The organism is Limosilactobacillus secaliphilus, assembly GCF_001437055.1.
Classification (GTDB): domain Bacteria; phylum Bacillota; class Bacilli; order Lactobacillales; family Lactobacillaceae; genus Limosilactobacillus; species Limosilactobacillus secaliphilus.
Genome location: NZ_JQBW01000005.1, coordinates 15,194 through 41,592 on the forward strand (window position 1 = coordinate 15,194; position 26,399 = coordinate 41,592).

A 26,399-nucleotide genomic window follows, 5' to 3' on the forward strand; every position below is an offset into this window, starting at 1 on the left:
AAAGGAGGAGATTATTTGTCTAAATATCGTTTGCAGTCGACGGTGTTTGTCCTCGTGGCCTTCCTGCTCGGCTGTAATGAATTCATGGTGGTCGGGGTCTTGTCAGACATCGCCAAAAGCTACTCGGCATCGTTATCGGCGGTGGGCTTCTTAGTCACCAGTTTTGCCATCATCTATGCCATCTGTACGCCATTGATCACCATGCTGACCAGCCGCTTCAACCGCTTCAAAGTCTTGATGACCCTGTTATTGGTCTTCTTGCTGGGCAACACGCTGACCGCTTTGGCCCCTAACTTGTTCTGGCTGTTTGTCTCCCGGATTCTGACGGCAGCGGTGGCCGGATCCATCATTTCTCTGATTCTGGTCTTTGTCAGCATTGTTGCGCCGATGGAAAAGCGGGCAATGCTGGTGGCAGCGACCTTCGCCGGTTTTTCCATCGCAACGATTGTCGGGGTCCCCATCGGCACAGCCATCAGCAACGTCGCTTCCTGGCGGCTTAGCTTTTTGTTGATCTCATTTTTAACGATCGTCGTTGGGGGGCTGCTCTTCTGGTTGACGCCCAAGCACACTCAACAGGCCAGCAGTAACCTGGGCAACCAGTTGAACCTCTTGACTGACCGGCGGATTTACCTTGGCATCGTGGTCATGATTGCGTTGATGACCGCTGAATATACTTTCTACACCTACATCCGCCCAATCATCACCACCGTGCTGGGCTTCTCCAACACGCAATTAAGTTTCCTGCTGGGGCTGGTCGGTATCACCTTCATCCTCGGCAACACCTGCGCCGGAATCATCGTCAACCACTTCGGTATCACCAAGCTGACCTGGATCAGTGCCGGCGTCTTCGTCCTCTTGCTGCTAATGGACAGCGTCTTCAAGGTTGCCTGGATGGGTATCGCCTTGCTCTGCTTAATCTGTTTCCTGTTGGGCATGCCTGGTTCCATCCTGCAAGTCATGTTCTTGAATGTGGCTGACCGTGACTACCCGCAGGCGATCAACCTGTCCTCGTCGCTGAACCCGATCTGTACTAACATCGGTGTGTCATTGGGTTCATTGACGGCTTCCATCAGCGTCAACTTTCTGACGATTGGGCAGATTGGCTATATTGGTGCGCTGTTCGCTCTAATCGCCATCATCAGTTCCCACTGCTTAATCAATGTCTCCACACAGTCAAAGCAAACAAAGGAGTAATCAACATGGCACAAATCAATATCAAGGTTGATGACCAACTGAAGAAAGACGCCACCCGCATCTTCAACGACATGGGCTTAGACCTGACAACTGGCATTAAGATCTACCTCAAGCGGGTGCAACAGGACCAGAAAATTCCCTTTGAAATCAAGGGCAAAGATGATGTTGATCAACTGGCCCAGCAATACCACGACGGCGATCCGTCCGTGGTCAACAAGATCAACCGCCTCTTACTAGCAATCGCTGGCGGCAACACCGATTCGTCAGCCAGCATTGGTGGCAAGGTCAGCGAGGTCGTCAAGAATAAGAGTGCCCGTGATAAGGGTGCCCAGGGAATTGGCCCCAGCATGTTGAAAAACATCTACAACGATTCTCAAAAATAGTCATTTCATTCCACAAGAGAAAACAAAGGTCCTAACGTAATTACCGTTAGGACCTTTGTTTATTAATTGAATATTGTGATCATTTTTCAGTGGTCGTCTGCAGCAGAACCTCGGTCATCACCAAGTCCTTGGTATGGCTGACCGATGCCAGCGCTTGACCTGGATAAGGCGAGCGCACCACTTCTGGCTTGCCTTGGGCATTGTCGATGATTTCGACGTCTTGAAAGCCAACGTGACTGCCGATGCCCGTGCCCATCGCCTTGCTGAAGGATTCCTTTAGCGAAAAGCGGCCGGCAAGGTATTCCCAATAGCGCTGTTTGTGCAGAGTGTGCAACTGCGCCTGTTCAGCCGGGGTCAAAACTTTAGTTACGAAACGGGGTTCTGCATGTACCACCGCTTTAACCCGCTGTATTTCCAAGAGGTCAATGCCAACTCCAGCAATCATTTTCCTGCTCCTTAATAGTGCTTGTGTCCTTGACCGTGACGATGATCCTTCTGACCACGCCGGTTAAAACGCCGCTTGTTGTTATGACGGTCGTTGTGACGGTGGAAGTCACGGTGATTGCGACCGCCGCGGCCACGATGGTCGTAGTGACGGTGACGGCGGGCTGGCAATGGCCGTTCAGGAGTGATCTTGACCGGAACTGAATTGGCGTCATCCTTGGTCAGGTCATTCAGCAAGGCGGCAACCAAGTCCACTGCTTCGTGCGTCTCCAGCAGTTTTTCAGCGGCTTCATGGTACTTGTCGGTCGCGTCGTCCTGAATCAGGTGATCGATATCGTTAACTGCCGAAGCAACCTGGCCACGGAAGGCTTCTTCCTCAGTCGGCGGCTTCAATGGCAGCATCCGCACCCGCGTCAGCTTCTCGATTTCGTGGAGGTAGTCCATTTCATTCGGGGTGACAAAGGTTAACGAGACCCCATGGTGACCGGCACGGCCCGTCCGTCCAATCCGGTGCACATAGCTGTCCGGATCTGACGGAATGTCGTAGTTGTAAACGTGGGTAACCCCGGAAATGTCCAATCCCCGGGCCGCCACATCGGTTGCCACCAGGATATCAAGTTTGCCGGCCTTGAAGCGCTTCATGATCTTGGTCCGGCGTTCTTGCGTCAGGTCGCCATGAATGCCAGCGGCGTTGTAGCCCCGGGCAATCAGACCATGTGACAGTTCGTCGACCCGCCGTTTCGTCCGGGTGAAGACAATCGTCAAATCAGGGTCCTGCACGTCGATCAGCCGGGTCATGATGTCAAACTTCTCGTAGTCCTTGGCCCGTACGTAGTATTGATCAACCAGGTCGGTGGTTAGTTCCTTGGCCTTGATCTTCACCGTGTGGGGGTCATGCATGAACTGAACCCCAATCTTCTTGATTTCAGGCGGCATCGTGGCCGAGAAGAGCAGGGTCTGCCGGTCGTCCGGCGTCTGCTTGATGATGGCCTCAATGTCTTCCAAAAAGCCCATGTTCAGCATTTCGTCGGCTTCGTCCAGAACCAATGTTTTAACGTGGTCAAGGTTGACGGTGCCCCGGTGCAGGTGGTCACGCAGGCGGCCAGGAGTCCCCACTAAAATCTGTGGTCCCTTGCCCAGCGACTTGATCTGCCGGCGGATATCCGCACCACCATAAACGACCTGCACCTTGACATGTTTGTTGCGGCCCAGCCGGTAGAGTTCCTCTTGGGTCTGGATCGCCAGTTCACGGGTTGGCGAGATCACCAAAGCCTGGATGTTATGGTCGTCTAAATCAACGTGTTCGATGATCGGCAGGCCAAAAGCGGCCGTCTTCCCGGTCCCTGTCTGCGCTTGACCGATGACATCCTTCCCCGCCAAGACCATCGGAATGGTTTCGGCCTGGATGGGGGTGGCTTCTTCATAGCCGCTCTGTTGAACCGCCTTCAGCAAGCTCTTTGACAAGCCGAGTTCTCCAAATTTCAAATAAATTCACCTCATATATTTTTAAACAAAGCACCACTAGTCGTTGGTATAAATTGATAACCAATGGTAGTGGTGATTAAATCAATTATTTCGCTGTTAATTGTGCCCTTACGTTTTCCAAGTGGATGCCGTGACTGCCTTTCAACATCACAATGTCGCCCGGCTGAATTGCAGCCTTCAGATCGGCCACCAACTGGTCTTTCTGATCGGTTTCGTAGTAATGCAGGTGGTCAACCGGGTAGCCGTCATCCTTTAATTGGTCATACAAGACCTGCATTTGTGGGCCCACTAAGTAGACTTCCTGGAAGTGGTCGTCGTCAATGGAGTTGGCCAGGCTGGCATGCAGTTCAGGTGATGCCTTGCCTAATTCCAGCATGTCACCCAGAACGATCAGGCGCCGCCCCTTGTCAGGCAATTCGTTCAAAGTCGTCAACACTTCACGCACCGCGGTCGGGTTGGAGTTGTAAACATCACTCAGGATCTTTTCGCCTTGGGACCCCTTCAGCCATTCGGACCGGTTTTCGGTCAGCTGAACGTGGGCCAAGCCCTGCTGCATGTGTTCTGGCGTGATGTGCAGCTTTTGACCAACCAGCATAGCAGCCATCGCGTTGTTCACATTGTATTCCCCAATCATCGGGATCGTGAACTTCAAGTCTGGCCACTGGTTAACTGAGAAGTCAATGTGGTCCTCACCCTGGCTCACACTGGTGGCGTAGAGGTCGTTGTTCAATTCACGGCCAAAGGTTTCCTTAACCTGCTGCACTTTGGCTGCCCGCTCACGCAGCAATGGTTCGTCACCATTGTAGATGAAGGTGCCATCCTCGGACAGACCATGCGTGATTTCCATCTTGGCATCCGCAATCCGGTCACGGGTCCCGAAAAATTCGATGTGGGCTTCACCAATCATGGTCAAAACGGCGATGTCTGGGGTTACCAGCTTACTTAAGGCGTCCAGTTGCCCGAAGTTGGACATCCCCATCTCGACCACTACGGCCTCGGTGTTGGAGCTCATGTTCAACAGGGTCACCGGCACACCGATCTCGTTGTTGAAGTTGGCGTGCGTCTTGGTGACGTTGAACTGCGTACTCAAAATTGAAGCCACCATGTCCTTCGTGGTGGTCTTACCGTTGCTGCCGCTGATGGCGACCACAATCGGGTTAATCTTATGCAAGTAATACTTGCCCAGCGCCTGCAATGCCTTTAACGGGTCCGCAACCACAATCCGTGGACGATCGTCGTCCGGATATTCATGGTCATCGCCCCACAAGGTTGCACTGGCACCATTTTCAAAAGCAGAGTTAACAAATTCGTGCCCATCGCGTTCACCCTTCAGCGGTACAAATAATGCGCCCTGGCTCAGGTGGCGGCTGTCAAAAGCAACACTGGACACTTCAACATCGGCCCAGCGCGAAATGTCGTTTTCAGCATGAACCGCCTTGGCAATTTCGGCAATTTGCATTTTCATGAAAAGTCCTCTTTTTCTTTATCCTAGTAGTTCAAGGAGGATTATATCACTCTTATTCATAACGACACAAATACACTGTGTCATCCGTGACAATAAAGCCGCTATGCACGGACTAACCAAGGCAGCGGCCGCGCCAGTGCAAAACAAAGCCACCAGCGTCCAAAGTCAACGAATGCTGGTGGTTGGATACAAATTGTTCTTATTGTCACAGAGTGCCGCACTTTTTACATGTGGCGCAGGCGCTCAATCCGATCGTCTAATGGTGGGTGGGTGTCAAACAGGTTGTCCCAAAACGGGCGATGACGGGCATTGCGGAGCGGGTCACTGATGTACAGGGCCGAGCTGCTTTGGTCGGCCGCCTTCATCGGTTGGGCATTCTTCAACTTTTCCAAAGCTGAGATCAGGCCCTGCGGATTCCGGGTCAATTCAACCGAACCCGCATCCGCCAGGTATTCACGATTCCGCGACAGGGCCATCTGGGCAATCGTTGCCGCCAGCGGAGCCAAGATAATCAACAGGATCGAACCGACAAGGGCAATGACACCGCCTGCCGAATCGTCATCGTCGTCCCGGCTGCCGTCACCCCACCACCAGAAATTACCGGCGAAGTTGACCAGCAAGCTGATGGCTGAGGCCAACGCCAGGGCAATCGTCTGCAGGCGGATATCATAGTTGCGGACGTGACTCATTTCGTGACCCATGACACCTTCGAGTTCCTCACGATCCATCATCTGCAGCAAACCGGCCGTGGCCGCCACTGCCGCATGCTGCGGATCGTTGCCGGTCGCAAAGGCGTTGGGACTGGGGTCGTCGATGATAAAGACCCGCGGCATGGGCACTTGGGCAACCATCGCCATGTCCTCAACGACGTGCCAGAGCTGTGGGGCTTCCTGGGCCGAATGAATCTCCTTGGCGTGGTTCATGTTCATGACCACATCCGTTGACTGGCCCCAGATAACGACCACGTAAATCAGGGTCAGAATCAAAGCAAAGATGACCCCGCCAACCGCCGTTCCGGCAAAGAGCCGTCCGAATGCCGCGCCAACCAGTGAGATCAGCAGGAAGAAGCCTGCCAAGACGACGATGGTCTTACGCTTGTTGCGCGCAATCTGTTGGTAGAGCATTGTGGTTCACCTGCCTATTTTTGCTGCAAATCAGAGAAGTCAACCTTAGGCGTTTCCTTAGCACTTTCCGGCACTTTCAGGTATTCAAGCTGAGTAAAGTGGTGAATACCAGCGACAATGTTGGCCGGGAAGGTTTGGATCTTGGCGTCGAAGCTAGCAACGGTCGAGTTGTAGAGCTGCCGTGAGTAGGCAATCTTATTTTCGGTGTTGGTCAACTCTTCCATCAGCTGGCTGAATTCTTGACTGGCCTTCAGATCTGGGTATCTTTCGGACACGGCAAACAGGTGGTTCAACGCCCCTGTCAACTGGTCAGAAGCGGCCATCTTTTCTTGGTGAGCACTGTCCGGCAGACTGTTGATCTTCGTCCGCAATTGGACCACTTTCTCCAGCGTCTGGGCTTCGTAATTGCTGTAGCCCTTTACCGTGCTGACCAGGTTAGGAATCAAGTCGTTACGCCGTTGCAGCTGCACGTCGATTTGACTCCATGATTCCTGGGCATGGGTCCGCAGGTTGATCAGGCCGTTGTAGATCGCCACGTACCAGATGACCAGCAAGATAACGATCACTAAAACAATAATCCAAGTCATGTTATGTCCTCCTTTGTTTACCATCCATTCTACAGAAAGAAAAAGGCGGCGTCCATTGATTCACAGCGTCGCCATTGGTTATCATTAAGAAAAATACTCAACGAGGTGTTAATTCGATGAAAGTCTTATTTGTCTGTCTCGGCAACATCTGCCGCTCACCACTAGCAGAGGCAATGTTTCGCGAGATGCTGGAAGAAAAGGGCCTGGCGCAAGCAGTGAGCGTGGACTCGGCAGCCACCAGCACTGAAGAGGAAGGCAACCCGCCTTATCCGGGCATCCGCCAAATCATGCGCAAATACCACCTGGACAACCACGGTCACGTATCGCGGCCCCTCAACCGGCAGGACTTTAAAGATGCCGACCTGATCATCGGCATGGACGACATGAACCTGGCCAACATCCGGGCGATGGCTCCCAGCCAATATCTGGACAAGATCCACGGCATCTACGACCTGCTCCCTGAACTGCGCGGCCAATCGATCCCGGATCCTTGGTACACGCACCGTTTTCAAGCAACCTATGACGCCCTAAAACATGCCCTGCCGTCCTGGCTGGACTACGTTGAGAAGCGCGTTTCCTAAGCTAACTTATTGGTTGGTGTACTTGGAACTCAGCGCCTTCTGAACCTTAGCGGGCGCGTTCTTGAACTTCTGAGTTTTGACCAGCTTGCCGCGGATCATCAGCCGCCGAGCACCGGTCGCATCACAGGTAATCAAAGTGATGATCGGCTTTTTGGTGTCGTTAACCACGTCCACCCGGTCGGCGTCAATGAACTTCCGCTGGGTGATCTTGTAGGTGTAGACCTTATCCAAGTCGGTCAGATAAACCTTTTGACCCACCTTAGCGTGGTAGTAGAGCGGCGAGAACAGAATCTTGGAACCATGGGCCATGTTGTGACCAGCTAACGCATAGTTACCCTTGCCCATCTTCTGATCTTCGCGCATCGTACCGGCAGCCAGTGCCAGGGTGTTGTTATCGACCCCCTTGGCAATCGGAATCGACATGTCGATGTCCGGAATGGCGATTGTCCCGATGATGTGGACGTTCTGCTTATTGGCCCGGTTTTTGGCGACCGTTTGCAGGTTCAGGTCCTTGACATTCGAGAAGTCGTAGTTTCCTTTTTTACTCTCATTCTTCTTAATCGACTGTCGTGACACTTGCGGATGGTAGGTGTTCACCAAATAGGATTTGATTTGGTTGTTGAAAATCATGATGACACTTGCCACCAGCAAGATGACGACAGCAGTCCAACGAAGCCAGTTTTTCCGCTTCATGGTAATTCTCCCTTCGTAACCTTGATCGTAATTTTAAGTATACCGCTAACTCTTTGTAAGTACGATTATTTTGCCGATTCGTCAAAAAATCTTCACACTTTGGCTAAAAAATAAAGCGCCGGTGCATGCACCGACGCTTCTTTTAGTTTGATTATCAGAATTACTTGTTCAAGCCGTACTTCTTGTTGAACTTGTCAACGGCACCATCAGCCTGAGTGAACTTCTGCTTACCAGTGTAGAATGGGTGAGAATCAGAAGTAACTTCAACCCGGATCAGTGGGTATTCGTTGCCGTCTTCCCACTTGATGGTTTCCTTGGAAGTTGCAGTTGAGCCGGTCAAGAACTTGTAACCGGTAGAAGCATCTTGAAATACTACGTAGTGATAATCTGGATGAATTCCTTGTTTCATAATTTAATACGCTCCTTTGCCATGAATCATTGCCTGAAACATAGATTAATCATAACCATGAAAGAATAACATAAATGTTGCTTAAACGCAACTTCTATTGATCGTCATCCTCAATCGAAACGTCGCCGTCCAAGCGGTTCAGCTTCCACACGATCCGGTCGTAGCCGCGCAGAATGTTGTCGGCGTTGTGAATCACGGTCGTGCCGTGGGCCATCAAGCCCGCAATCACCAAGGCGGCCCCAGCACGGATTTCACCGGCAGAGACGTCGGCCCCATGCAGGGAGTCGGTGTGGTCAATCGTGATTCGGCCATCTTCGGCATGGATGTTCATGCCCATCTTCTGCAGTTCCGGCACGTGGCCAACCCGCTTTGGGTAAATCGTGTCCACAATCACACTCTGGCCGCTTGCCATTGACATCAATGGGGTCAGTGGCTGCTGCAGATCAGTGGCAAAGCCAGGATACGGCATGGTCTTCACGTGAACCCCATGCAGGTGCTTAACCGGTGGGACGTAGATCTTATCGCTGTCGATCTGCAGGTCCACACCCATTTCGATCAACTTGCTGGTATAGGCCTCCAAGTGCTCCGGAATCACGTTTTTCAGCATGACCCCGTCACCCAATGCGGCCGCCATCGAGAGGTAGGTTCCCGTCTCGATCCGGTCGGCAATGACGGTGTGCGTGTTCATGGATTGCAGAGTATCGACCCCGTTGATCCGGATGACGTCGGTACCGGCACCGCGGATTTGGGCGCCCATGTTGTTCAAGAACGTTGCCAGGTCAATGATTTCCGGCTCCTTGGCCGCATTTTCGATGATCGTGGTTCCCTGGGCACGCACCGAAGCCAGAATGGCATTGATGGTGGCACCGACGGAAACCATATCCATGAAGATTCGTGCACCATGCAGGCCGTGTGGAGCGTCCAGGTGAACAGTGCCCTTACTCTCCGAAACATTGGCACCCAGTGCACGGAAGGCCTTCAAGTGCTGGTCGATCGGCCGCGGACCGATGTTGTCACCACCAGGGAAAGTAACGGTGGCACGGTGGAAACGGCCCAGTAACGCGCCCATAAAGTAGTAGGAAGCCCGCAGTGATTTAATCGCTTTGCTTGGCAGCTCTGCTTCAATGATTTGTGTCGGGTCAATGTCCAAAACTCCGTGAATGAAGGAAGACTTCACATTCATTGACCGCAAAATAATCATTAAATTGTGAACATCCAGAATGTCCGGTACGGTATCAAACTGTACGGGCGTATCAGCAAGGATCGCTGCCGGGATTAAAGCAACGGTACTATTCTTAGCACCACCGATCGTTACTTCACCAGCAAGCCGGTTTCCTCCTTGAATGATCAACTTTTTCATGATTGTCTTTCCTCGTTTCAATCGCTGATTTCACGGTATTCGTTATCAAAGTGATAAATATACAGTCAGTAGATATCATAAAGAAAGCTCAGCCAAATTACAAGCGTTTGAAGGAATTATTAAGAATTAACCAAACGAGACAGTTGTTTTATCTTGAAGCAGATGATTAATTATCCGCGTGGTCTTCGTGGTTCTTCAAGGCTGCTTTGACAAAGGCCGCAAACAGTCCTTCAGGGTGGTTTGGCCGTGATAAGAATTCAGGGTGGTACTGGCAGCCAACGAAGAAGCGCTTCTTTGGCAGTTCCACAACTTCGACCAGGTTACGTTCAGGGTTGATACCGGAAACAACCAGGCCCGCCTTCTCTAATTCGTCACGGTACTTGTTGTTGAATTCGTAACGGTGACGGTGACGTTCCTTGATCATTGGCTTGTTGCCATAAGCAGCCGCTGCAACGGTGCCAGGGATCAGCTTGCAGTCGTAGGCCCCCAGCCGTTGGGTACCACCCATGTTTTCGATGTCTTCTTGGTCCGCCATCAGGTCAATGATGTTGTGCTTCGTGTTCGGGTTAAATTCCGTCGAGTTGGCGTCAGTGTAACCCAGGACGTCACGTGCGTATTCAATGCAGGCCGTTTGCATCCCCAGACAAATACCGAAGTAAGGTACATCGTTTTCACGCGCATACTTGATGGCCGTGATCATGCCTTCGATACCACGACTACCGAAGCCACCAGGAACCAGAATACCATCGTAGTCCTTCAGCTTGTCGGCAACGTTGTCCGGAGTGATGTGTTCAGCGTTGAAGTGGTCAACATGGACATCGGCATCCACTGGGTACCCGGCATGGCGCAGGGCTTCGTTAACCGAAATGTAGGCATCCTGGAGGTCAGTGTACTTGCCGACCATGGCGATCTTCACGTTCTTGTTCAGATCGTGTTCGATATGGTCAACCATTGCCGTCCACTTGCGCATGTCTGGCTTTGGTACATCCAGATTGAAGTGATCAACGACTAATTGGTCCATCCCCTGCTTTTCCAGCATCAACGGAACTTCGTATAAGTTAGGCACATCGACTGATTGGATAACGGCCTTTGGTTCAACGTCACAGAATAAGGAGATCTTGGACCGCATTGCATCCGTGATCGGCTTCTCCGTCCGCACAACCAGAATGTTTGGCTGGATTCCTAAGCCACGCAGCTCACGAACGGAGTGTTGCGTTGGCTTGGTCTTCATTTCGCCCGCTGCCCGCAGGTATGGAATCAACGTAGCGTGGATGTACAAAACATTCTCAGCGCCAGCGTCCTTCTTCATCTGCCGAATGGCTTCCATGAATGGCTGGGATTCGATATCACCAACCGTCCCACCAATTTCGGTGATGACTACTTGGGCGTCGGTACTTTCACCGGCCCGCTTGATCTTGTCCTTGATGGCGTTGGTGATGTCGGGAATGACTTGCACGGTCCGACCTAAGTAATCGCCCCGCCGTTCCTTGCGTAAAACTTCTGAGTAGATTTTGCCAGTCGTGACGTTGGAGTACTTGTTCAGGTCATTATTGATGAAACGTTCGTAGTGACCCAGGTCCAGGTCGGTTTCAATCCCGTCGTTGGTGACGAAGACTTCACCGTGTTGGTAAGGACTCATGGTTCCAGGGTCAACGTTGATATATGGGTCAAACTTTTGGATCGCAATCTTCAAGCCGCGGTTCTTCAACAAACGGCCTAAGGATGCGGCAATGATCCCTTTGCCTAACGATGAAACAACCCCACCAGTTACAAAAATGTATTTCGTCATTTTTTCTCTCCTTTGCAAAACTACTCAGCAACAAGTAAAAAGCTCCCCATTTCCACGGAAACAGGGAGCTTTTCTTTATCGAGATTATTCCCAAGAAATCTTGGGAGCCCAACAAAAATAATACAGAGGCCACGACCGATAGTCAAGGCTTAAATATTATTCGTCGTCATCGTCGTCGTAATCATCGTCATCTTTATTTAATTCAGACAATTGATCTTCGATGCCGGAGTCATCATCATCGTCATCAACGGGGTTGTCGTCATCGTAATCATCGTCGTAATCGTCCGACTCGTTGTCATCGCTGTCATCTAAGTCGTCGTCTTCCGGATCATCATTGTCGTAATCAATGACGTCATCGTCAGAATCGTTGCCTGACAGGAAGGCGTTGACCTTGCGCCGACGCTTAGTTGGCTGTTCATCGTCTTCTTCGTTTTCACCAACCGTGGCTTCATCGATGGAGTCGTATGGGTACCATGCACGCAGGCCCCAGGTGTTGTCACCCAAGGAAATAAAGCTGCCGTCGATGTTCAGATCCGTGTAGAACTGCGATAAACGCTGCCGAATCTCCTCATCGCTCTTGCCAAGATATTGCTGAACTTCATTCGTCAAATCAGCAAATGCCATTGCTTCACCATGGTAGGCTAAGATCGCGTGCGCAACTTCAATCATTGAAAGCTCGGACTTATCTTGACCATCGAAAACTTTTAATTCCAAACTGGTGCACATCCCTTCAAAAAAGTCTATCCTACATACTACAATATCAAGACTCAAATTGCAATTTAATCCGGTAAGTTCCTAGCGTCTGACCGTTATTTTTTAAGCGGTAGTGAACTTCCAACTGGCCCTGATTATTTTCTGCGTCTAATTCTTGGATGAGCCGGTCGCAGATCACATGGAGCGGGATCATCCCGTACTCAGTCTGATACTTGCTGATGGTCTCACCATTTTCGATAAACAACAATTTTGTTTGCCGCGGTCCCTTGCGAATCAACCGCACCTGGTCGCCATTCATGGCAATTTGAACGGGCGTTGCTTGACCCTGCTGGTGTTCGGTGTAGCGCAGGAAATGGTGATCGGCCGCCATGTGCAGCAATTCGCCTTCCTCATCAAATTCAAAGTGGTCCGAATTGCCGTCGATCGTCATCGAGGTTGCTAAATGTACTTTTACGGGTATTCCTTGCTTGATATCCGCCACCTCCTTTTTCACGCGTATATTCATCCCTCCTATTATAAACGGGTTAGCGACAAAGCCCAACCATCCCGCTTCATTCCATGTATAATGGGGATATATTGCGGTTTTAACCAGTGAGGAAGGATCAAATGAATTTCGATCAAGAACGTTTGCCCCGGGAAAAGGTTTTTCGCGATCCCATCCACGGACAAATCATCGTTGATAACCAAATCATCCTGGACCTGATCAACACGCCAGAATTTCAGCGCTTGCGCCGGGTCAAGCAGTTGGGCACCTCATCCTTAATCTTCCATGGCGCCGAGCATTCGCGTTTCGGTCATTGCCTGGGGGTTTACGAAGTTGCCCGCCGGATCTGCAACCATTTCCAGCGCAACTACCCAAGTCAAAAGAAGGGCGATGGCCTCTGGGACGATCATGAGCGCCCCGTCGCCTTGTGTGCCGCCCTCTTGCACGACTTGGGGCATGGACCTTACTCCCACACCTTCGAACATATCTTCCATACCGATCACGAGGCCATTACCCGCCAGATCATCACGAGTCCGTCGACCAACATCAACCGGATTTTGAAGCGGGTCAGTCCAGAATTTCCGCGCGAGGTTGCCAGCGTCATCGACCATTCCTACCACAACCAACAAGTGGTCCAGATGATTTCCAGCCAGGTCGACGCCGACCGGATGGACTACCTGCAGCGTGACGCCTACTACACCGGCACCAATTACGGTAAGTACGACCTGGACCGGGTTTTGCGGGTCATGCGGCCGGTTAAAAACGGGATTGCCTTTGAGATTTCGGGCATGCATGCGGTTGAAGATTACATCATCAGCCGGCTGCAAATGTACCTGCAGATCTACTTTCACCCGGTCTCCCGGGCGATGGAGGTCATCTTAGACCACCTGCTCATGCGGGCCAAGTACCTTTACCAGCATCCTAATGAATATCGGCCCCAATTCACCCCGAAGATGCTCATGCCGTTTTTCAACAATCACTTCACCTTACAGGACTACCTGGCTTTGGACGATGGTGTGTTGACCACCTACTTCCAACACTGGCAGCACGACAGCGACGATATTTTGGCCGATTTAAGCAGCCGTTTCCTGAATCGCCGGCCCTTAAAATCCGTGCAGTATGATGATTCAACCGCCAAATACCTGGACAAACTGCGGGAACTGATCACCCGCGCCGGTTTCGACGATCATTACTACACCGCCACTAATTCCAGCTATAAATTGCCTTATGACACTTACAACCCCCAGGATTCCAAACCGCAGACCCAGATTGAGTTGATCCAGCCAGATGGCGAACTTGTGGAACTGTCAGCCGTCAGCACACTAGTTGCGGCCGTGTCCGGCAAAGAGGCCGGGGACCAGCGCTTCTTCTTCCCGAAAGAAATGCTGCGGCAAGAAAACGATATCGACATCTTCCAGCCGGTCTATGACGAATTCCAGTCCTACCTACAAAACGGCCACGTGGTTGACCCGCGCTAATTAACAAAAAACAAATTGACCCATAATCAAAAACTCCTGCTAATCAGATTGATTAGCAGGAGTTTTATTTATTAAAGTGTACAGTAATTAACCAACTTTGGTGTAAGTACCAGTGCTGGCATTGTAATCAAAGATCCCAATCAGGTTAGCAACGGTGTTATCAGGGTTACTCTGCCGAACTTCGAAGCGGTAGACGTTACCATTCTTGGAAATTGGCATGATCCCGTAACCTTGCTTGTTGTAACCAGCCTTGTTGGCAAAGTCGCCAATGACGCTTTCGCTCGTTTGGCTAGCAGCCTTTGCGTTAGCAGCAGTCTGACCCTGGTTGTTGGCCTGCTTCTTAGCCGAACTAGAAGCAGTGCTTTGACTGGATTGACTGTTTTCACTGTTCTCCATTGCCTTAGTCAGCTTAACCCGCAGTGCCTTGAAGGCCTTGCGCATTGGTTTGCTGTGCGAGTGCATCGTTGACAGCTTGGTCGACGCCTGCTCGTAGTGGTGCTGACGGTATTGACGCTGGGCACTGATAAAGTTCTCCAGGTCCATACTTAAGTTTTCAACATTCTTGCTTGGTTCGTCGACTTCATCCAGGCGGTCAAGTGCCTGTCCATACTTACCATCAGCAATCAGTTCATTTGCACGGGTGTAAGCCTTGGCAGAGGCACTCTGAGTGGTGCGCTGACTACTGGAAGAATGATTGGAACTGCTCTTTTGTCCACAGCCAGCTAAGCCAAAGATCATTGCCAGCGCTGCAAACGAAACGGTCGCTTTAGACCAAAAGCCTTTCTTCATCGAAATATCCTCCTTTGCAACTATGCCCACATTATAACATCATTTATCCGAACAATTCATTTCAATGATCACGTCACCCACGGACAAAGATTGTCGTGTGGACTGGGAGCGGACACAAAAAGCGGGCTGGCAGCTGAACCAGCCCACTTTTTCAATTATTCATCTTCGCCAGCTTGCTTGAACAACTTGTTAAACAATGGGCTAACTGGACGATTTTCGTTGATCCGCTTGATGGCGTCACCAATCAGTGGGGCAACGGAAACCTGAACGATCTTGTCAATCTGCTTTTCCTTTGGTAAGAGGATGGAGTCGGTCACTACGACCTGCTTCAGTGGCGAGTCTTCCAAACGCTGGATAGCTGGACCAGACAAGACGGCGTGCGTACATGAAGCGTAAACTTCGGTGGCACCGGCATCTATCAATGCCTTAGCACCCAAGGTAATCGTGCCGGCCGTGTCGATCATGTCATCGATCATGATACATTTCTTGCCCTTAACGTTACCGATGATGTGCATGATCTTGGCGACGTTGGCCCGTGGCCGCCGCTTGTCGATGATGGCAATCGGTGCCTTCAGGAATTCGGCTAATGCCCGGGCACGCGTCACCCCACCATGGTCTGGTGAAATGACAACGGCGTCCTTAGCAACCCCTTCCTGGATGAAGTAGTCGGCCAGGAGTGGTGCGCCCATCAGGTGGTCCACCGGAATATCAAAGAAGCCTTGAATCTGAGCAGCATGAAGGTCGAGTGCAACCACCCGGTCCACACCGGCGTTTTGCAGCATGTTGGCAACCAACTTAGCGGTGATTGGTTCACGTGACCGTGCTTTCCGGTCCTGCCGTGCATAACCGTAGTAAGGCATGACAACGTTAATCGTGTTGGCCGATGCCCGCCGCAGCGCGTCGACTAAGATCAGTAATTCCATCAGGTTGTCGTTAACCGGGGCCGAAGTGGATTGAATGATGTAAACATTGTCACCACGAATGCTTTCCTCGATGTTGATTTGGATTTCACCATCGCTAAAGCGGTCAACCGCTAACTTACCAAGCGGAACGCCAACTTCATCTGCAATTTTCTGCGCTAATGGCCGGTTTGAACTCAGTGAAAACAGCTTGAGTTTCGGGTCAAAGTATTTTTGTTTCATGTGCTCCTCCATTCCCCTCATTGCTCGTAATCATAACCATCATATTGATATCTGTGCCAAAATGCAATGACTACCAGGGGAGTTTTTTAGCATAGCCAGGTTTGTTGGTCTGCCGCTGCCGGGCAATGGCCATGTCAAACCGTTCTGTGTCGTCCGTAATCGTTGATCCAGCAGCAATAAATGAGTCGGCGGCAATGTTAACTGGGGCGACCAGGTTGGAGTTGCTGCCAATGAAGGCATGGTCGCCAACGTTGGTGTGGTGCTTCTTGGCGCCATCGTAGTTGACAAAGACCACGCCACAGCCAACGTTGATGTTCTTGCCCAGCGTTGCGTCGCCGATGTAGGTCAGGTGGCCCACCTTGGTTCCTTCGCCAACGTAAGCCTTCTTGACTTCACAGAAGTTACCGATGTGGACGTTCTTACCAATCTCGGCTAACGGCCGCAGGTGGCTGTTAGGGCCAATATCGGAGCCGTCATGCATCTCGGCGCTTTCCAGCGTGGATGAAATGACCTTAACCCCGTCGTGAATGGTGGAATCGATGATCCGGGAACCTGCACCAATCAGGCAGTCGCTGCCAATCTTGGTGTCGCCCTTGATGACCACGTTGCCCTCAATGACGGTGTCGCGGCCAACCTGGACGCCGGCATCGATATAGGTCGTGGCCGGATCAACCATCGTGACCCCGTTCATCATCAATTCTTCGTTGATCCGCTGCCGCATGATACGGTTAGCCTGGGCCAATGCGACCCGGTTGTTAACACCCATGGATTCGTTGAAGTCGGGCATCCGGTAAGCCGTAACGATTTCGCCGGCCTGCTTCAGAATGCCGATCACATCGGTCAGGTAGTATTCACCCTGGGCGTTGTGGTTATTGATCTTCTTCAAAGCGGCAAAGAGCTTCTTGTTATCAAAGCAGTAAACACCGGTGTTGACTTCGTGGATTTCCTTTTCCTTGGCAGTGGCGTCCTTTTCTTCGACGATCCGTTCCACAATGCCGACATCGTTACGCACAATCCGGCCGTAGCCAGTTGGGTCTGGGGCATTGGAAGTCAAAATCGTAACGGCCGCATGCCGCTGGTGGTGGTATTCAAACAGTTTGTTGAAAGTTTCGGCTTTGAACAATGGCGTGTCCCCGCTAACGACCAGGGTTTCACCGTCGATGTTGCCTAAGAGCTTTTCAGTCTGCATTACCGCGTGGCCGGTTCCCAATTGCTGCTTTTGCAGGGCGAAGGCAGACCGTTTGCCGATGGTATTTTCCACGCTTTCGGCCCCGTAACCAACGACCGTCACGATGTTATCAATCTTGGCAGCCTCCAGTTGGCCTAAGACATGTTCCACCATAGTCTTCCCACAGACCTGGTGTAAAACCTTGTACAGTTTTGACTTCATCCGCGTCCCTTTTCCGGCCGCTAAAATGATCGCGCTCTTTTGCATACTACTTCTCCTTCTTTTCTCCAAATACTTTATCTAGGTAATTGCCGGCTTCGGCTGAAATGTGCTTGTTACGCCCATCCTCGGCCTGAACGGCAATCAATGAGGTGCAATCGTCGACTAAACGGTTGCCCTTGAACTGGCCCTCAGCGAAGACGTTCATTCCCACAACGTGAGCACCAAATTCGTGGATCAGCGACTGCATCCCGTTCATGGTGCCGCCGCCCTTCAAAAAGTCATCCACAATGACAACGTTGGCACCTTCACGCATCGTCCGCCGTGACAGCTCCATCTTCTTGATCCGCCGTGAGGAACCAGATACATAGTTGACACTGACCGTCGAGCCTTCCGTGATGTGCGATGAGTTGCGCACGATGACGAATGGCCGGTTGAGGTACATGGCCACACTCTGGGCGATCGGGATCCCCTTGGTTTCAACCGTCATGATGACGTCAACGTCCTGGTCAACGTATTGGGTGGCAATCAGCCGACCCACTTCACGCAAGATATCTGGCCGCCCCAACAGGTCAGACAGGTAAACATAGCCACCAGGCAGGAGCCGACTGTCGTCATTGACAGCGGCAGTCAACTGCTTGATGACTTTTTCGGCGTTCTCCTTTGAGTAGAGCGGCGTCAAACGGGCACCACCACTAGCACCAGGCAGTGTTTCCAACCGACCCACTCCCCAGGTGGCAACGGTGTGGCGGATGATACTCAAGTCTTCACTGATGGATGACTTGGCCGAACCGTAACGCTGGCCGAAAAATTTTAAGGAAACCAGATCCCGTGGGTGTTCCATCAGGTAACGGGTCATGTCAACTAAACGATTACTACGTCTGACTTTCATTTTAATTCTCCTTTACAAACCCCAATAGCACCAAATTATTCAACGAACACATGCATACGAATAAATAATAGCATAATTGTTCGCCTTTTACCCGGTATATCCGTAAATTATTCTAATTCATTCCGTTGTTCTTCGGGTATAGCCCAATTGACGGTCAAAAAGAGCGGCCGCCCAGTTTTGGACAACCGCTTTGCGTCATTGGATTAGTCGTTTTGGTAATGATGATAGACCAACGAGCCAACGTAAATTGCCGCTTCCAACACGGCCGTGAAGAAGCTCACCGGGCAGTTGGTCAGGTAGCCCAGATAGAGGCCAAGCCAGGTCCCCAGCAGGGCAAACATGGTGGATAAGAGGATCATGCTGAAAACACTGTGGGTGAAGTACTTGGCGCTGGCCGCTGGCAGGGTCAACAGGATGAAAATCAAGAGTGAACCCACAATCTGGGCCGCCACACTGACACTCATGGCGAGCAATAAGAGAAAAATAATGGAAATCGTCATTTCGCTGACCCCCACCGCACTGGCACCAACCGGGTCAAACGATGAGAACTTCAGTCGCCGGTAGATCGCCACGGTGACCAAGAGGACGATCAGCGACAAGATAATCAGCTGCCGTTCCTCATGCATAGAGATGCCGACGACACTACCAAACAGAATGCTCGTGGCCGATGACGCCATCTGGCTGGACAGGGACAGGAAGAGGATCCCTAGACCGATGAACAAAGCCGAGGTTGCGGAAATGACGGCCTCGCGCCGGGAACCCTGGTTGCTTAACTGACCAACCATTACTGAGCTCAGGATGGTGAACAATAGCATCCCGTTCAGTGGCGACCAGCCCATAAACACAGCAAAGGAGGCCCCGGCAAATCCGATTTCCGACAAGGTGTGGGTCAAGAATGACATGTTGCGGGCCACCACAAAGACGCCGATGACGCCGCTGATGATGGCAATGAAGGTACTGGCGACAAAGGCATGCCGCATAAAGGCCAGACTAAACATTATCGCCACTCCCTTCTTTCACTGACAGTTCGTTAATCGGCCCGCTTTCGTAACCATCGGACTTCATCATCAGATAGCGGGTTCCATAATGTTGGGCGAGTTCCAGGTCATGGGTGATGAAGATGACGGTCAACCCGTTTTGCTGCAAGCGGCTGACCAGGTCCAACAGTTCAAATTTCATTTCGTTGTCCAGACTGGCCGTTGACTCATCAAGGATCAACAGTTGCGGCCGGTTGAGCAGCGCCTGTGCCAGGTAAGCCCGTTGCTTCTCACCACCCGAGGCCAAGCCCAGGGGACGGTCGGCAATCGACTCGAGGTCCACCTGCTTCAGTACCCGGTTGACCCGGGCCCGTTCCTTCTTGCTTAACCATGGCTGCCAACTGTGGAGCAGGTTCAAGCTCACAAAGTTCCGCACGGACAGTGGGTAGTCGATGTCCAGGTTCCGGAATTGGGGAACGTAGCCAATCCGCAAACGGTCGGCCATTGAAATGTCGCCGGAGCGGGGCTTCAGTTTGCCCAATAAGGTATTCACCAACGTCGTCTTACCAACCCCGTTTTCGCCGACGATAATCAAAAAATCGCCTTCGTTCAGGACAAAGCTCAGGTCGCTGATGATCTCATGGTCGCCATAAGCAACGGTGAGGTCGTTTACTGTCAGTAATGCGATAATTATTCACTCCTTTTTTGCACCTGCAACACCTGCCGATACTGCCGGCGCATCCATTGCGGGTAAGTCTCATGATTAGGCTTGGTTTCGGTAATCTTGATCACCGGTATGTGGTGCTTTTTGGCCAACCGGGTCAGGTTATCGACGGTCTTGGAACTTGATTGGGGATTCTCGACGAAGAAGGCCAAACGCCGCTGCCGGATATCGTTTTGAATGGCACTGATATCGTGCGGCGAAGGGTCGTCACCATCCTCAATCGCCTTGGCGAAGTGCGGGTCGCTGATGTGGTAGCCCATGGCCTTCAACGAATAGTCAAAGACCGGCTCACTGACGGCCACCTGTGCTCCCGGCTGGACTTTTTTCCGTGCCGCGTTAATTAATTCCTCTTGCTGGCTCAGCTTGTGGACATAGGCCTGCGCCCGGGCACGGTAATAATGCGCGTGCTGCGGGTCACGCCGGGCAAAGTCGTTGGCTAACTGCTCGGTCAGCTTGATCATCACTTGCGGCTTGTACCAAACGTGTTCGTTATCCCCATTCTTGGCGTGGGCAATGGAGGGTCCCACCTTGATGACTTGAGGTTGGTGGTCAGTTGCCCCGACCATCTTGTCCATCCAGTGGTCGTAACCCAAGCCGTTCTCAATTACAAAGTCGGCCTCACTGACCCGCTTGGATTGCTGAATCGACGGGGAATAGTCATGTGGGTCGACCGCCGAATTGTTAATCAGTGAATCCACCTGGCCATACTTGCCGGCCACTTCCTTAGCGGCCTCCCCATAGAAGTTGAGGCTGGCCACCACTTTGATGGGTTTCTTGGAACTTGACTGGTCAACGGGAGTGCACACCATCAATAGCAAAACGATCACCAGGCTGGCCAGTAGCGCTAACCAACCCCATTTTTTCTTAATCATGCAATCCCTCCCATCAATTAATTGGTCCTTAATAGTAATTATTACTATTAAACTAGAAACATGATACTAAAGAGTGTCTTCAATTGCAACGCCGATTTAAGGAGCCAGCCAAAATCGGCGCACCTTTTCCGAACAAAAAAGCCGAGCACTTATCGCTCGACTACAACAAAACGACTTGATATACCTCGCTGCAAAAGCCCCGCAAACCGTTGTAAATGCGCTTGGCCCGCGACTCGTTGTGGCACAAGGCAAAGACAGTCGGCCCGGTACCGCTCATCTGGGCAAAATCAGCACCCAATTTCTGCATTCGCTCTTTCAAAAACTTGATGGCCGGGTAATGCGGCATTGTGACCGGCTCTAAGACGTTGCCCATCTTGTCAAAGGCAGACCGCCAGTCGCCCTCTTCAATCGCGGTCATGATCCCCACATTATCCAGGTGCTGGATCTGTTCATAATTGATCTGGCGCAGGATGATCGGCGTCGACACGCTGACGCTCGGCTTGGCCACAACGGCCCAGTAGTGCGGGATGGCGTTGATCAAGGTCACCTGCTCACCATGACCGGTCACGTGGGCGGTATGGTTATAGATGCAATAAGGGACATCCGAATCGATGGTTAACGATAGCTTGGCCAGTTCATCCAACGACAGGCCCAGTTGCCAGCCACGGTTCAACCCCCGCAAAACGGCGGCGGCATCGGACGAACCACCGCCCAAGCCGGCCGCTACGGGAACCTTTTTCTTAATCCGGACGGTGACCCCTTCTTCGCGGTGAAAACGGGTCTTCAAGATGTGGACCGCCTGGTAGGCCAGGTTCCGTTGGTCATTGGGCAGAAAGCCGCTGTCCGTATAAATCTTGATGGTCTGCGGGCGGCGGTGAATTTCAATCGTCAGGTAATCAGCGAGGTCGATGGAAGTCATGACCATGTCCCAACGAGGTGAACCATCGAGGTAACGCATTGGGGTGTCCAATGACAGATTGATTTTCGCGGGTGCCTTTTCCGTAACGATCACGCCGATCCCTCCCTTGTTCATTAACTTTTCTATAATAGTAACCTGTCTAAAAAACTCGCGCAAGCATTACAAAAAACGAGCGGCAACATTTGACTTGGCTAATGTCGCGCTCGTTTGCTTCCAAATATCAGAATAGGTTTTCGTCATGCAGGAGGTTGCCCATGCGGATGAACTGCTCCAAAGTCAGCTGTTCGGGCCGCTCACGGCTATCAATCTTGAGCTTGTCAAGAACCGCCAAGATGGCCGCCTTCTTGTCCGCATCCTTACCCGACAAAGCCTTCAGATTATTGGCCAGGTTCTTCCGCCGGTGGGCAAAGCAGATCTTGATCAACGACAAAATACGGTCCTTATCGAATGGTTGGACGGCTAAGGGCTGCTTACGCCGGTGCAGGGTCACAATAGCTGAATCAACCTGGGGTTCCGGCACAAAGGAATGCCGTGAAACACCAAAGGCCAGGTGGGCGTCCATCGTCATCTCAATGGCCAGTGTCAGGGCCCCATACTGTTTAGTGCCAACTTTTGCCGTTAACCGGTCCGCCACTTCACGCTGCATCATGACGCAGATGCAATCCCATTGCACCGGGCTCTTCAATAAGCCCATCAATATCGGACTGGTGATGTAATAAGGCAGGTTGGCGACGACCTTGATTGGTGCCTGTGGCCGGTCAAACTCCTGCTGGATCAAGGCAGCCAGGTCGGCTTTCAGGACATCCTGGTGCAGGATCTTAACGTTGTCATATGGCGACAGTACGTCCTTTAAGACGGGCAATAAGTCATCATCGATTTCTAGCCCCATCACTTGACCAGCGGCTTGGGCCAGTTGTTCGGTCAAAGCACCCAGGCCGGGGCCGATCTCGATGACATTGTCGTTTTGGTCAATCTCGGCCGCTTTCACGATGTTCCGCAAAATGGACTGGTCGGTCAGGAAGTTCTGGCCAAAGCCCTTTTTGGCATGCAGGCCATACTTATGCATGATCTCGCGGGTTCGTGTGATACTACCGATTGCTGAACTTTTCATCTGTTTTTCCCACCTTGATTTGTTTGACTGCCGCTTGGAAATCCTGCGGGTCGATCCGGAAGAGGTTCAAACGCCGCAGCAATTGCTTGCCGTTGCCATAACCAATGCCCAGGATCTGTCCCAGCTGTTCACGACGCGCACGGGCACCGGCACCGGAAAGCAAGCCAGCCTGGGCCAGGTCATGACGAGAGAACCGGTCGCTTGCCTGCTCCTCTTCGGTATAAACGTGGGCCAGTGCCGCTTTAATCACTGCCGGCGCCGCATGTTCAACACCCAGCGAGCCATGCGCCTCATCTGGCACTCCTTGGTCGCGCCGGATAAAGGCATGCTTAACTCCTGGGATGTGCTGGCTGATCAGTTTGCGGACCCGCTCACCATTGAAGTCCGGGTCGGTGAAAACGATCAAGCCACGGCTGGCCTGCAGTTTCTTCAGTTGTTCAATATCCGCCATTGACAGGGCCGAACCGTTCGTCTCATAGGTGTCGGCATTGACGGCCTTGGCGATTTGTTTGGTATCGTCCTTGCCTTCGACGACAATGACTTCTTTGATTTTCTTCATGATGACTTCTTTCCGAATAGACGCTGGGCATTGGCAAAGGTCAATTGGGCCAGCTCGGTTGGATCCTGCTGCCGCAACTCTGCCAGGCCCAAAGTGGTGAAGTAAGTGAAGGCGGGTTCGTTCATCTTGCCCCGGTATGGTTTGGGCGTGAGATAAGGGGCGTCCGTTTCAACCATGATCCGGTCATCCGGGGTCATCTTGGCCGATTCGCGAACACTGGTGGCACTGCCAAAGGTTACCACCCCGCTGTATGACAGGTACATACCCAAATCCAAGAACTTCTGCGCCCAGGCTGGATCACCGGCAAAGCTGTGCATGACCCCGCCAAAGTCGCCCACATGATATTCTTTCAAGATTGGATAGATGTCGGCTAAGGCTTCACGACAATGGACAGAAATCGGCAAATGGTAGGTCTTGGCCATTTCCAATTGGGCTTGTAAGACCTTCTTCTGCACGTCTTTGGGCGAAGTGTCCCAGTGATAATCCAGGCCAATCTCACCAATGCCTACCACTTCAGGATCTTGCAGCTGGTCTAAGAGAGTTTTTTCAGCGCTAGCATCGTAATCCTTGCTATCCTCAGGGTGCCAACCAACAACGGCGTGCAGGTCCGGATATTGGTGAGCCAACTTGATTGCCCGTTCATTCAAGACTGCGTTCGACCCGATCATATTCATCTGATTAACCCCAAAATGACGTGCCCGGGCGATATAGGCCGGCACGTCATCGTAAAAGGCATCGTCATTCAGGTGGGTATGAGAGTCATAAAGCTGCACCTGCAATAACTTATTCATTTATTATGCTCCTACTTAACTTCAGAACCATTGACCAGTTCAGCTGGCAGGGCCAGTAAGCTGACATTGCCATCGTGTTCAGCCGTCAAAAGCATCCCTTGGCTGACTTCACCGCGCATCTTGCGTGGCTTCAGGTTGGCCACAAACAGTACCTTCCGGCCAACCAATTTTTCAGGTTCTGGGTACCATTGAGCAATGCCGGACAGGATCTGGCGGCCGTCCTTGGTCCCATCATCAATGTGGAACTTCAGCAGCTTGTCGGCCCCGGCTACGTGATCGGCAGCGGTAATCTGACCGACCTTGAGTGCAACCTTGTCGAAGGCTTCAATCCGAATTTCCTTCTTGGCGTTCTTGGCCGCATCGGCTTCCTGAACCTTCTTCTTGGCCTCTTCCATTACTTTGCGGCCCTTTGCCTTTGTGTTGGCGGTCATCTGTGACTTCAGGAAAGCAACTTCCTTGTCAACATCACGACGAGGGAAGATTGGGGTCCCCTTGGCAACGACCTTGGTGCCAGCCGGCAGGTCATCAAACTTCAGGTCGTTTAAGCTGATGGCATGAACCGGCAGACCCAATTGAGTCAGCATTTCCTTTGGGGCGTTCGGCATTACTGGCTGCAACAGAGCGGCCGTGAAGCGCAGGCTCTTGGCCAGGTGCATCATCACATCCGCCAGTTCGGCCTTCTTGCTCTCGTCCTTTGCTAATGTCCATGGTTCGGTTTCATCGATGTACTTGTTGGCCCGACCAATGAGCTTCCAAACTGCCCGCAATGCATCCGCAAAGTGGGTCTTGTCCATCAGGCCTTGGTACTCAGCCCAGACCGCCTGGGCAGTGTTTTCCAGGTCCTCATCATACGGCGTGCTTGCATCTGATGCTTCCAATACCCCGTCTTGGTACTTGTTGATCATGGCAATCGTCCGGTTCAACAGGTTCCCCAGATCGTTGGCCAGGTCAAAGTTCACCTTGTCGACAAAGTCTTCCGGACTGAAGACCCCGTCGTTGCCAAATGGCATTGCCCGCAGCAGGTAGTAACGGGTGGCGTCTAAGCCGTAACGGTTAACCAAGGTTTCAGGATAGATAACGTTCCCCTTGGACTTGGACATCTTGCCGTCTTTCATTGTCAACCAGCCGTGGCCGATAACGTGCTTCGGCAATGGCAGACCCAGGGCGTGCAGCATGATTGGCCAGTAAATGGTGTGGAAACGGACAATTTCCTTCCCTACCATGTGGACGTCGGCCGGCCAGAACTTCTTAAACAGGCTGTCATCGTCAGAGCCGTAACCCAAAGCCGTAATATAGTTGGATAAAGCGTCAATCCAAACGTAGATGACGTGCTTCGGGTCACCTGGGACTTTGACACCCCAGTTGAAGGAGGTCCGCGTTACGGCAAGGTCTTCCAGGCCCGGCTTCAAGAAATTGTTGATCATTTCATTCATCCGTGATGACGGCTCAATGAAGTCAGGGTGATCACGGTAGTACTGGAGCAACCAATCGGCGTACTTGCTCATCTTGAAGAAGTAAGACTCTTCCTCAACCAGTTGGACTTCATGGCCGGATGGGGCTTTACCACCGATCACGTTGCCTTGATCGTCTCTGTAAACTTCGGCCAACTGGCTTTCGGTGAAGTACTCTTCGTCGTCAACGGAGTACCAGCCACGATACTTGCCCTTGTAAATATCGCCCTGGTCCATGAACTTCTTGAAAATCTTCTGGACGGCCTTTTCATGATAGTCATCAGTCGTCCGGATAAACTTGGTGTTGGTGATGTCCAACGTCTTCCAGAGTTTCTTAATGCCAGCGGCCATCTTGTCAACATAGGCCTGTGGTTCCATGCCTAATTTTTCGGCTTTTTGTTCAATCTTCAAGCCGTGTTCATCGGTCCCAGTCAGGAAGAAAACGTCATAACCATTCAGGCGTTTAAACCGGGATTCGGCATCACAAGCAATCGTGGTGTAGGAATTACCAATGTGCAATTTGCCCGATGGATAATAAATCGGGGTGGTGATGTAATAAGTAGGTTTGTTTGCTGCCATTCTGGATCCTTCTCTC

General features: G+C 51.8%; 27 protein-coding genes. 4 read left to right on the forward strand and 23 right to left on the reverse strand.

Translation table 11 applies throughout. From position 1 onward, the window contains the following. The first annotated feature begins 15 nt into the window (after positions 1 to 15). Both IV45_RS01460 and IV45_RS01465 read left to right on the forward strand, forming a co-directional pair. Positions 16 to 1,194, forward strand: a complete 1,179-nt coding sequence (locus IV45_RS01460) for an MFS transporter (protein WP_057739967.1) — start codon at positions 16 to 18, stop codon at positions 1,192 to 1,194. Positions 1,195 to 1,199: 5 nt separating this feature from the next. Next, positions 1,200 to 1,577 (forward strand): type II toxin-antitoxin system RelB/DinJ family antitoxin, encoded by a 378-nt coding sequence (locus IV45_RS01465; protein WP_057739969.1) that lies wholly within the window; start codon positions 1,200 to 1,202, stop codon positions 1,575 to 1,577. A gap of 79 nt (positions 1,578 to 1,656) precedes the next feature. On the opposite strand, the gene acpS is transcribed toward IV45_RS01465, so the two are convergent. The 5 genes from acpS to IV45_RS01490 all read right to left on the reverse strand — a co-directional run bounded on the left by acpS (position 1,657) and on the right by IV45_RS01490 (position 6,682). Continuing rightward, positions 1,657 to 2,022: a holo-ACP synthase gene (gene acpS / locus IV45_RS01470; RefSeq protein WP_057739971.1), complete on the reverse strand. Its 366-nt coding sequence runs from the start codon at positions 2,020 to 2,022 to the stop codon at positions 1,657 to 1,659. 11 nt (positions 2,023 to 2,033) lie between these two features. Next, the gene (gene cshA / locus IV45_RS01475; RefSeq protein WP_057739973.1) at positions 2,034 to 3,506 is read right to left on the reverse strand and encodes a degradosome RNA helicase CshA; all 1,473 of its coding nucleotides are present in this window, start codon (positions 3,504 to 3,506) and stop codon (positions 2,034 to 2,036) included. An 85-nt stretch (positions 3,507 to 3,591) separates the two neighbouring features. Further along, a complete protein-coding gene (locus tag IV45_RS01480) occupies positions 3,592 to 4,971 on the reverse strand; it encodes a UDP-N-acetylmuramoyl-tripeptide--D-alanyl-D-alanine ligase (RefSeq protein ID WP_057739975.1) in 1,380 nt (459 codons plus the stop codon). A gap of 224 nt (positions 4,972 to 5,195) precedes the next feature. After that, complete coding sequence (htpX, locus tag IV45_RS01485) at positions 5,196 to 6,095, reverse strand: zinc metalloprotease HtpX (protein WP_057739977.1); 900 nt, start codon at positions 6,093 to 6,095, stop codon at positions 5,196 to 5,198. A gap of 14 nt (positions 6,096 to 6,109) precedes the next feature. Next, entirely contained in the window at positions 6,110 to 6,682 is a 573-nt protein-coding gene (locus IV45_RS01490; RefSeq protein WP_057739979.1) for a LemA family protein, read from the reverse strand. Between the two features lie 116 nt (positions 6,683 to 6,798). Between IV45_RS01490 and IV45_RS01495 the strand changes: the two genes are divergently transcribed. Continuing rightward, positions 6,799 to 7,263: a low molecular weight protein-tyrosine-phosphatase gene (locus tag IV45_RS01495; protein ID WP_057739981.1), complete on the forward strand. Its 465-nt coding sequence runs from the start codon at positions 6,799 to 6,801 to the stop codon at positions 7,261 to 7,263. Between the two features lie 6 nt (positions 7,264 to 7,269). Here IV45_RS01495 and IV45_RS01500 read toward each other — a convergent pair whose 3' ends face one another. The 6 genes from IV45_RS01500 to IV45_RS01525 all read right to left on the reverse strand — a co-directional run bounded on the left by IV45_RS01500 (position 7,270) and on the right by IV45_RS01525 (position 12,721). Then, positions 7,270 to 7,956, reverse strand: a complete 687-nt coding sequence (locus IV45_RS01500; RefSeq protein ID WP_057739983.1) for a class A sortase — start codon at positions 7,954 to 7,956, stop codon at positions 7,270 to 7,272. Between the two features lie 160 nt (positions 7,957 to 8,116). Further along, entirely contained in the window at positions 8,117 to 8,365 is a 249-nt protein-coding gene (locus IV45_RS01505) for a type B 50S ribosomal protein L31 (RefSeq protein ID WP_057739985.1), read from the reverse strand. A 94-nt stretch (positions 8,366 to 8,459) separates the two neighbouring features. Then, the gene (locus IV45_RS01510; protein WP_057739988.1) at positions 8,460 to 9,725 is read right to left on the reverse strand and encodes a UDP-N-acetylglucosamine 1-carboxyvinyltransferase; all 1,266 of its coding nucleotides are present in this window, start codon (positions 9,723 to 9,725) and stop codon (positions 8,460 to 8,462) included. Between the two features lie 166 nt (positions 9,726 to 9,891). Next, entirely contained in the window at positions 9,892 to 11,514 is a 1,623-nt protein-coding gene (locus IV45_RS01515; RefSeq protein WP_057739990.1) for a CTP synthase, read from the reverse strand. A 156-nt stretch (positions 11,515 to 11,670) separates the two neighbouring features. Beyond that, positions 11,671 to 12,228: a DNA-directed RNA polymerase subunit delta gene (gene rpoE / locus IV45_RS01520; protein WP_191980004.1), complete on the reverse strand. Its 558-nt coding sequence runs from the start codon at positions 12,226 to 12,228 to the stop codon at positions 11,671 to 11,673. Positions 12,229 to 12,274: 46 nt separating this feature from the next. Then, positions 12,275 to 12,721 carry a YwiB family protein gene (locus tag IV45_RS01525; protein WP_057739993.1) on the reverse strand — a complete coding sequence of 149 codons (447 nt, stop codon included), beginning with the start codon at positions 12,719 to 12,721 and terminating at the stop codon, positions 12,275 to 12,277. 113 nt (positions 12,722 to 12,834) lie between these two features. On the opposite strand from IV45_RS01525, the gene IV45_RS01530 reads away from it, so the two are divergent. Then, positions 12,835 to 14,190 (forward strand): HD domain-containing protein, encoded by a 1,356-nt coding sequence (locus IV45_RS01530; RefSeq protein ID WP_057739995.1) that lies wholly within the window; start codon positions 12,835 to 12,837, stop codon positions 14,188 to 14,190. An 87-nt stretch (positions 14,191 to 14,277) separates the two neighbouring features. Here IV45_RS01530 and IV45_RS01535 read toward each other — a convergent pair whose 3' ends face one another. The 12 genes from IV45_RS01535 to metG form a co-directional block, all read right to left on the reverse strand. Next, positions 14,278 to 14,979 (reverse strand): hypothetical protein, encoded by a 702-nt coding sequence (locus IV45_RS01535; protein WP_057739996.1) that lies wholly within the window; start codon positions 14,977 to 14,979, stop codon positions 14,278 to 14,280. Positions 14,980 to 15,134: 155 nt separating this feature from the next. Next, the gene (locus IV45_RS01540) at positions 15,135 to 16,121 is read right to left on the reverse strand and encodes a ribose-phosphate diphosphokinase (protein WP_057739998.1); all 987 of its coding nucleotides are present in this window, start codon (positions 16,119 to 16,121) and stop codon (positions 15,135 to 15,137) included. 70 nt (positions 16,122 to 16,191) lie between these two features. Then, the gene (gene glmU, locus IV45_RS01545; protein WP_057740000.1) at positions 16,192 to 17,556 is read right to left on the reverse strand and encodes a bifunctional UDP-N-acetylglucosamine diphosphorylase/glucosamine-1-phosphate N-acetyltransferase GlmU; all 1,365 of its coding nucleotides are present in this window, start codon (positions 17,554 to 17,556) and stop codon (positions 16,192 to 16,194) included. Position 17,557: 1 nt separating this feature from the next. Beyond that, entirely contained in the window at positions 17,558 to 18,400 is an 843-nt protein-coding gene (gene purR, locus IV45_RS01550) for a pur operon repressor (protein WP_057740002.1), read from the reverse strand. 203 nt (positions 18,401 to 18,603) lie between these two features. Next, positions 18,604 to 19,398, reverse strand: coding sequence for a metal ABC transporter permease (locus tag IV45_RS01555; protein WP_057740004.1), 795 nt, complete (start codon positions 19,396 to 19,398; stop codon positions 18,604 to 18,606). After that, complete coding sequence (locus tag IV45_RS01560; protein WP_057740006.1) at positions 19,391 to 20,065, reverse strand: ABC transporter ATP-binding protein; 675 nt, start codon at positions 20,063 to 20,065, stop codon at positions 19,391 to 19,393. The genes IV45_RS01555 and IV45_RS01560 overlap by 8 nt, the downstream gene beginning before the upstream one ends. Positions 20,066 to 20,067: 2 nt before the next feature. After that, positions 20,068 to 20,973 carry a metal ABC transporter solute-binding protein, Zn/Mn family gene (locus IV45_RS01565; RefSeq protein WP_057740008.1) on the reverse strand — a complete coding sequence of 302 codons (906 nt, stop codon included), beginning with the start codon at positions 20,971 to 20,973 and terminating at the stop codon, positions 20,068 to 20,070. Between the two features lie 160 nt (positions 20,974 to 21,133). Then, entirely contained in the window at positions 21,134 to 21,985 is an 852-nt protein-coding gene (gene ispE, locus IV45_RS01570) for a 4-(cytidine 5'-diphospho)-2-C-methyl-D-erythritol kinase (protein ID WP_057740010.1), read from the reverse strand. 127 nt (positions 21,986 to 22,112) lie between these two features. Next, positions 22,113 to 23,003 (reverse strand): 16S rRNA (adenine(1518)-N(6)/adenine(1519)-N(6))-dimethyltransferase RsmA, encoded by an 891-nt coding sequence (gene rsmA / locus IV45_RS01575; protein ID WP_057740012.1) that lies wholly within the window; start codon positions 23,001 to 23,003, stop codon positions 22,113 to 22,115. Next, positions 22,981 to 23,562 (reverse strand): ribonuclease M5, encoded by a 582-nt coding sequence (gene rnmV / locus IV45_RS01580; protein WP_057740013.1) that lies wholly within the window; start codon positions 23,560 to 23,562, stop codon positions 22,981 to 22,983. The genes rsmA and rnmV overlap by 23 nt, the downstream gene beginning before the upstream one ends. Then, positions 23,559 to 24,353: a TatD family hydrolase gene (locus IV45_RS01585; protein WP_057740016.1), complete on the reverse strand. Its 795-nt coding sequence runs from the start codon at positions 24,351 to 24,353 to the stop codon at positions 23,559 to 23,561. The genes rnmV and IV45_RS01585 overlap by 4 nt, the downstream gene beginning before the upstream one ends. Before the next feature lie 11 nt (positions 24,354 to 24,364). Next, entirely contained in the window at positions 24,365 to 26,383 is a 2,019-nt protein-coding gene (gene metG / locus IV45_RS01590) for a methionine--tRNA ligase (protein ID WP_057740017.1), read from the reverse strand. Positions 26,384 to 26,399: the final 16 nt, after the last annotated feature.

Bases quoted from the DNA above. Each gene is read 5' to 3' on its own strand.
- IV45_RS01530 (WP_057739995.1), top strand. From the start codon at position 12,835: ATGAATTTCGATCAAGAACGTTTGCCCCGGGAAAAGGTTTTTCGCGAT.
- IV45_RS01490 (WP_057739979.1), bottom strand. From the start codon at position 6,682: ATGACTTGGATTATTGTTTTAGTGATCGTTATCTTGCTGGTCATCTGG.
- IV45_RS01500 (WP_057739983.1), bottom strand. From the start codon at position 7,956: ATGAAGCGGAAAAACTGGCTTCGTTGGACTGCTGTCGTCATCTTGCTG.
- metG (WP_057740017.1), bottom strand. From the start codon at position 26,383: ATGGCAGCAAACAAACCTACTTATTACATCACCACCCCGATTTATTAT.
- IV45_RS01540 (WP_057739998.1), bottom strand. From the start codon at position 16,121: ATGAAACAAAAATACTTTGACCCGAAACTCAAGCTGTTTTCACTGAGT.
- rsmA (WP_057740012.1), bottom strand. From the start codon at position 23,003: ATGAAAAGTTCAGCAATCGGTAGTATCACACGAACCCGCGAGATCATG.
- IV45_RS01515 (WP_057739990.1), bottom strand. From the start codon at position 11,514: ATGACGAAATACATTTTTGTAACTGGTGGGGTTGTTTCATCGTTAGGC.
- IV45_RS01495 (WP_057739981.1), top strand. From the start codon at position 6,799: ATGAAAGTCTTATTTGTCTGTCTCGGCAACATCTGCCGCTCACCACTA.
- IV45_RS01565 (WP_057740008.1), bottom strand. From the start codon at position 20,973: ATGATTAAGAAAAAATGGGGTTGGTTAGCGCTACTGGCCAGCCTGGTG.
- IV45_RS01465 (WP_057739969.1), top strand. From the start codon at position 1,200: ATGGCACAAATCAATATCAAGGTTGATGACCAACTGAAGAAAGACGCC.
- acpS (WP_057739971.1), bottom strand. From the start codon at position 2,022: ATGATTGCTGGAGTTGGCATTGACCTCTTGGAAATACAGCGGGTTAAA.
- IV45_RS01480 (WP_057739975.1), bottom strand. From the start codon at position 4,971: ATGAAAATGCAAATTGCCGAAATTGCCAAGGCGGTTCATGCTGAAAAC.
- rnmV (WP_057740013.1), bottom strand. From the start codon at position 23,562: ATGAAGAAAATCAAAGAAGTCATTGTCGTCGAAGGCAAGGACGATACC.
- IV45_RS01505 (WP_057739985.1), bottom strand. From the start codon at position 8,365: ATGAAACAAGGAATTCATCCAGATTATCACTACGTAGTATTTCAAGAT.
- IV45_RS01585 (WP_057740016.1), bottom strand. From the start codon at position 24,353: ATGAATAAGTTATTGCAGGTGCAGCTTTATGACTCTCATACCCACCTG.
- IV45_RS01535 (WP_057739996.1), bottom strand. From the start codon at position 14,979: ATGAAGAAAGGCTTTTGGTCTAAAGCGACCGTTTCGTTTGCAGCGCTG.
- glmU (WP_057740000.1), bottom strand. From the start codon at position 17,556: ATGCAAAAGAGCGCGATCATTTTAGCGGCCGGAAAAGGGACGCGGATG.
- IV45_RS01555 (WP_057740004.1), bottom strand. From the start codon at position 19,398: ATGTTTAGTCTGGCCTTTATGCGGCATGCCTTTGTCGCCAGTACCTTC.
- htpX (WP_057739977.1), bottom strand. From the start codon at position 6,095: ATGCTCTACCAACAGATTGCGCGCAACAAGCGTAAGACCATCGTCGTC.
- IV45_RS01510 (WP_057739988.1), bottom strand. From the start codon at position 9,725: ATGAAAAAGTTGATCATTCAAGGAGGAAACCGGCTTGCTGGTGAAGTA.
- purR (WP_057740002.1), bottom strand. From the start codon at position 18,400: ATGAAAGTCAGACGTAGTAATCGTTTAGTTGACATGACCCGTTACCTG.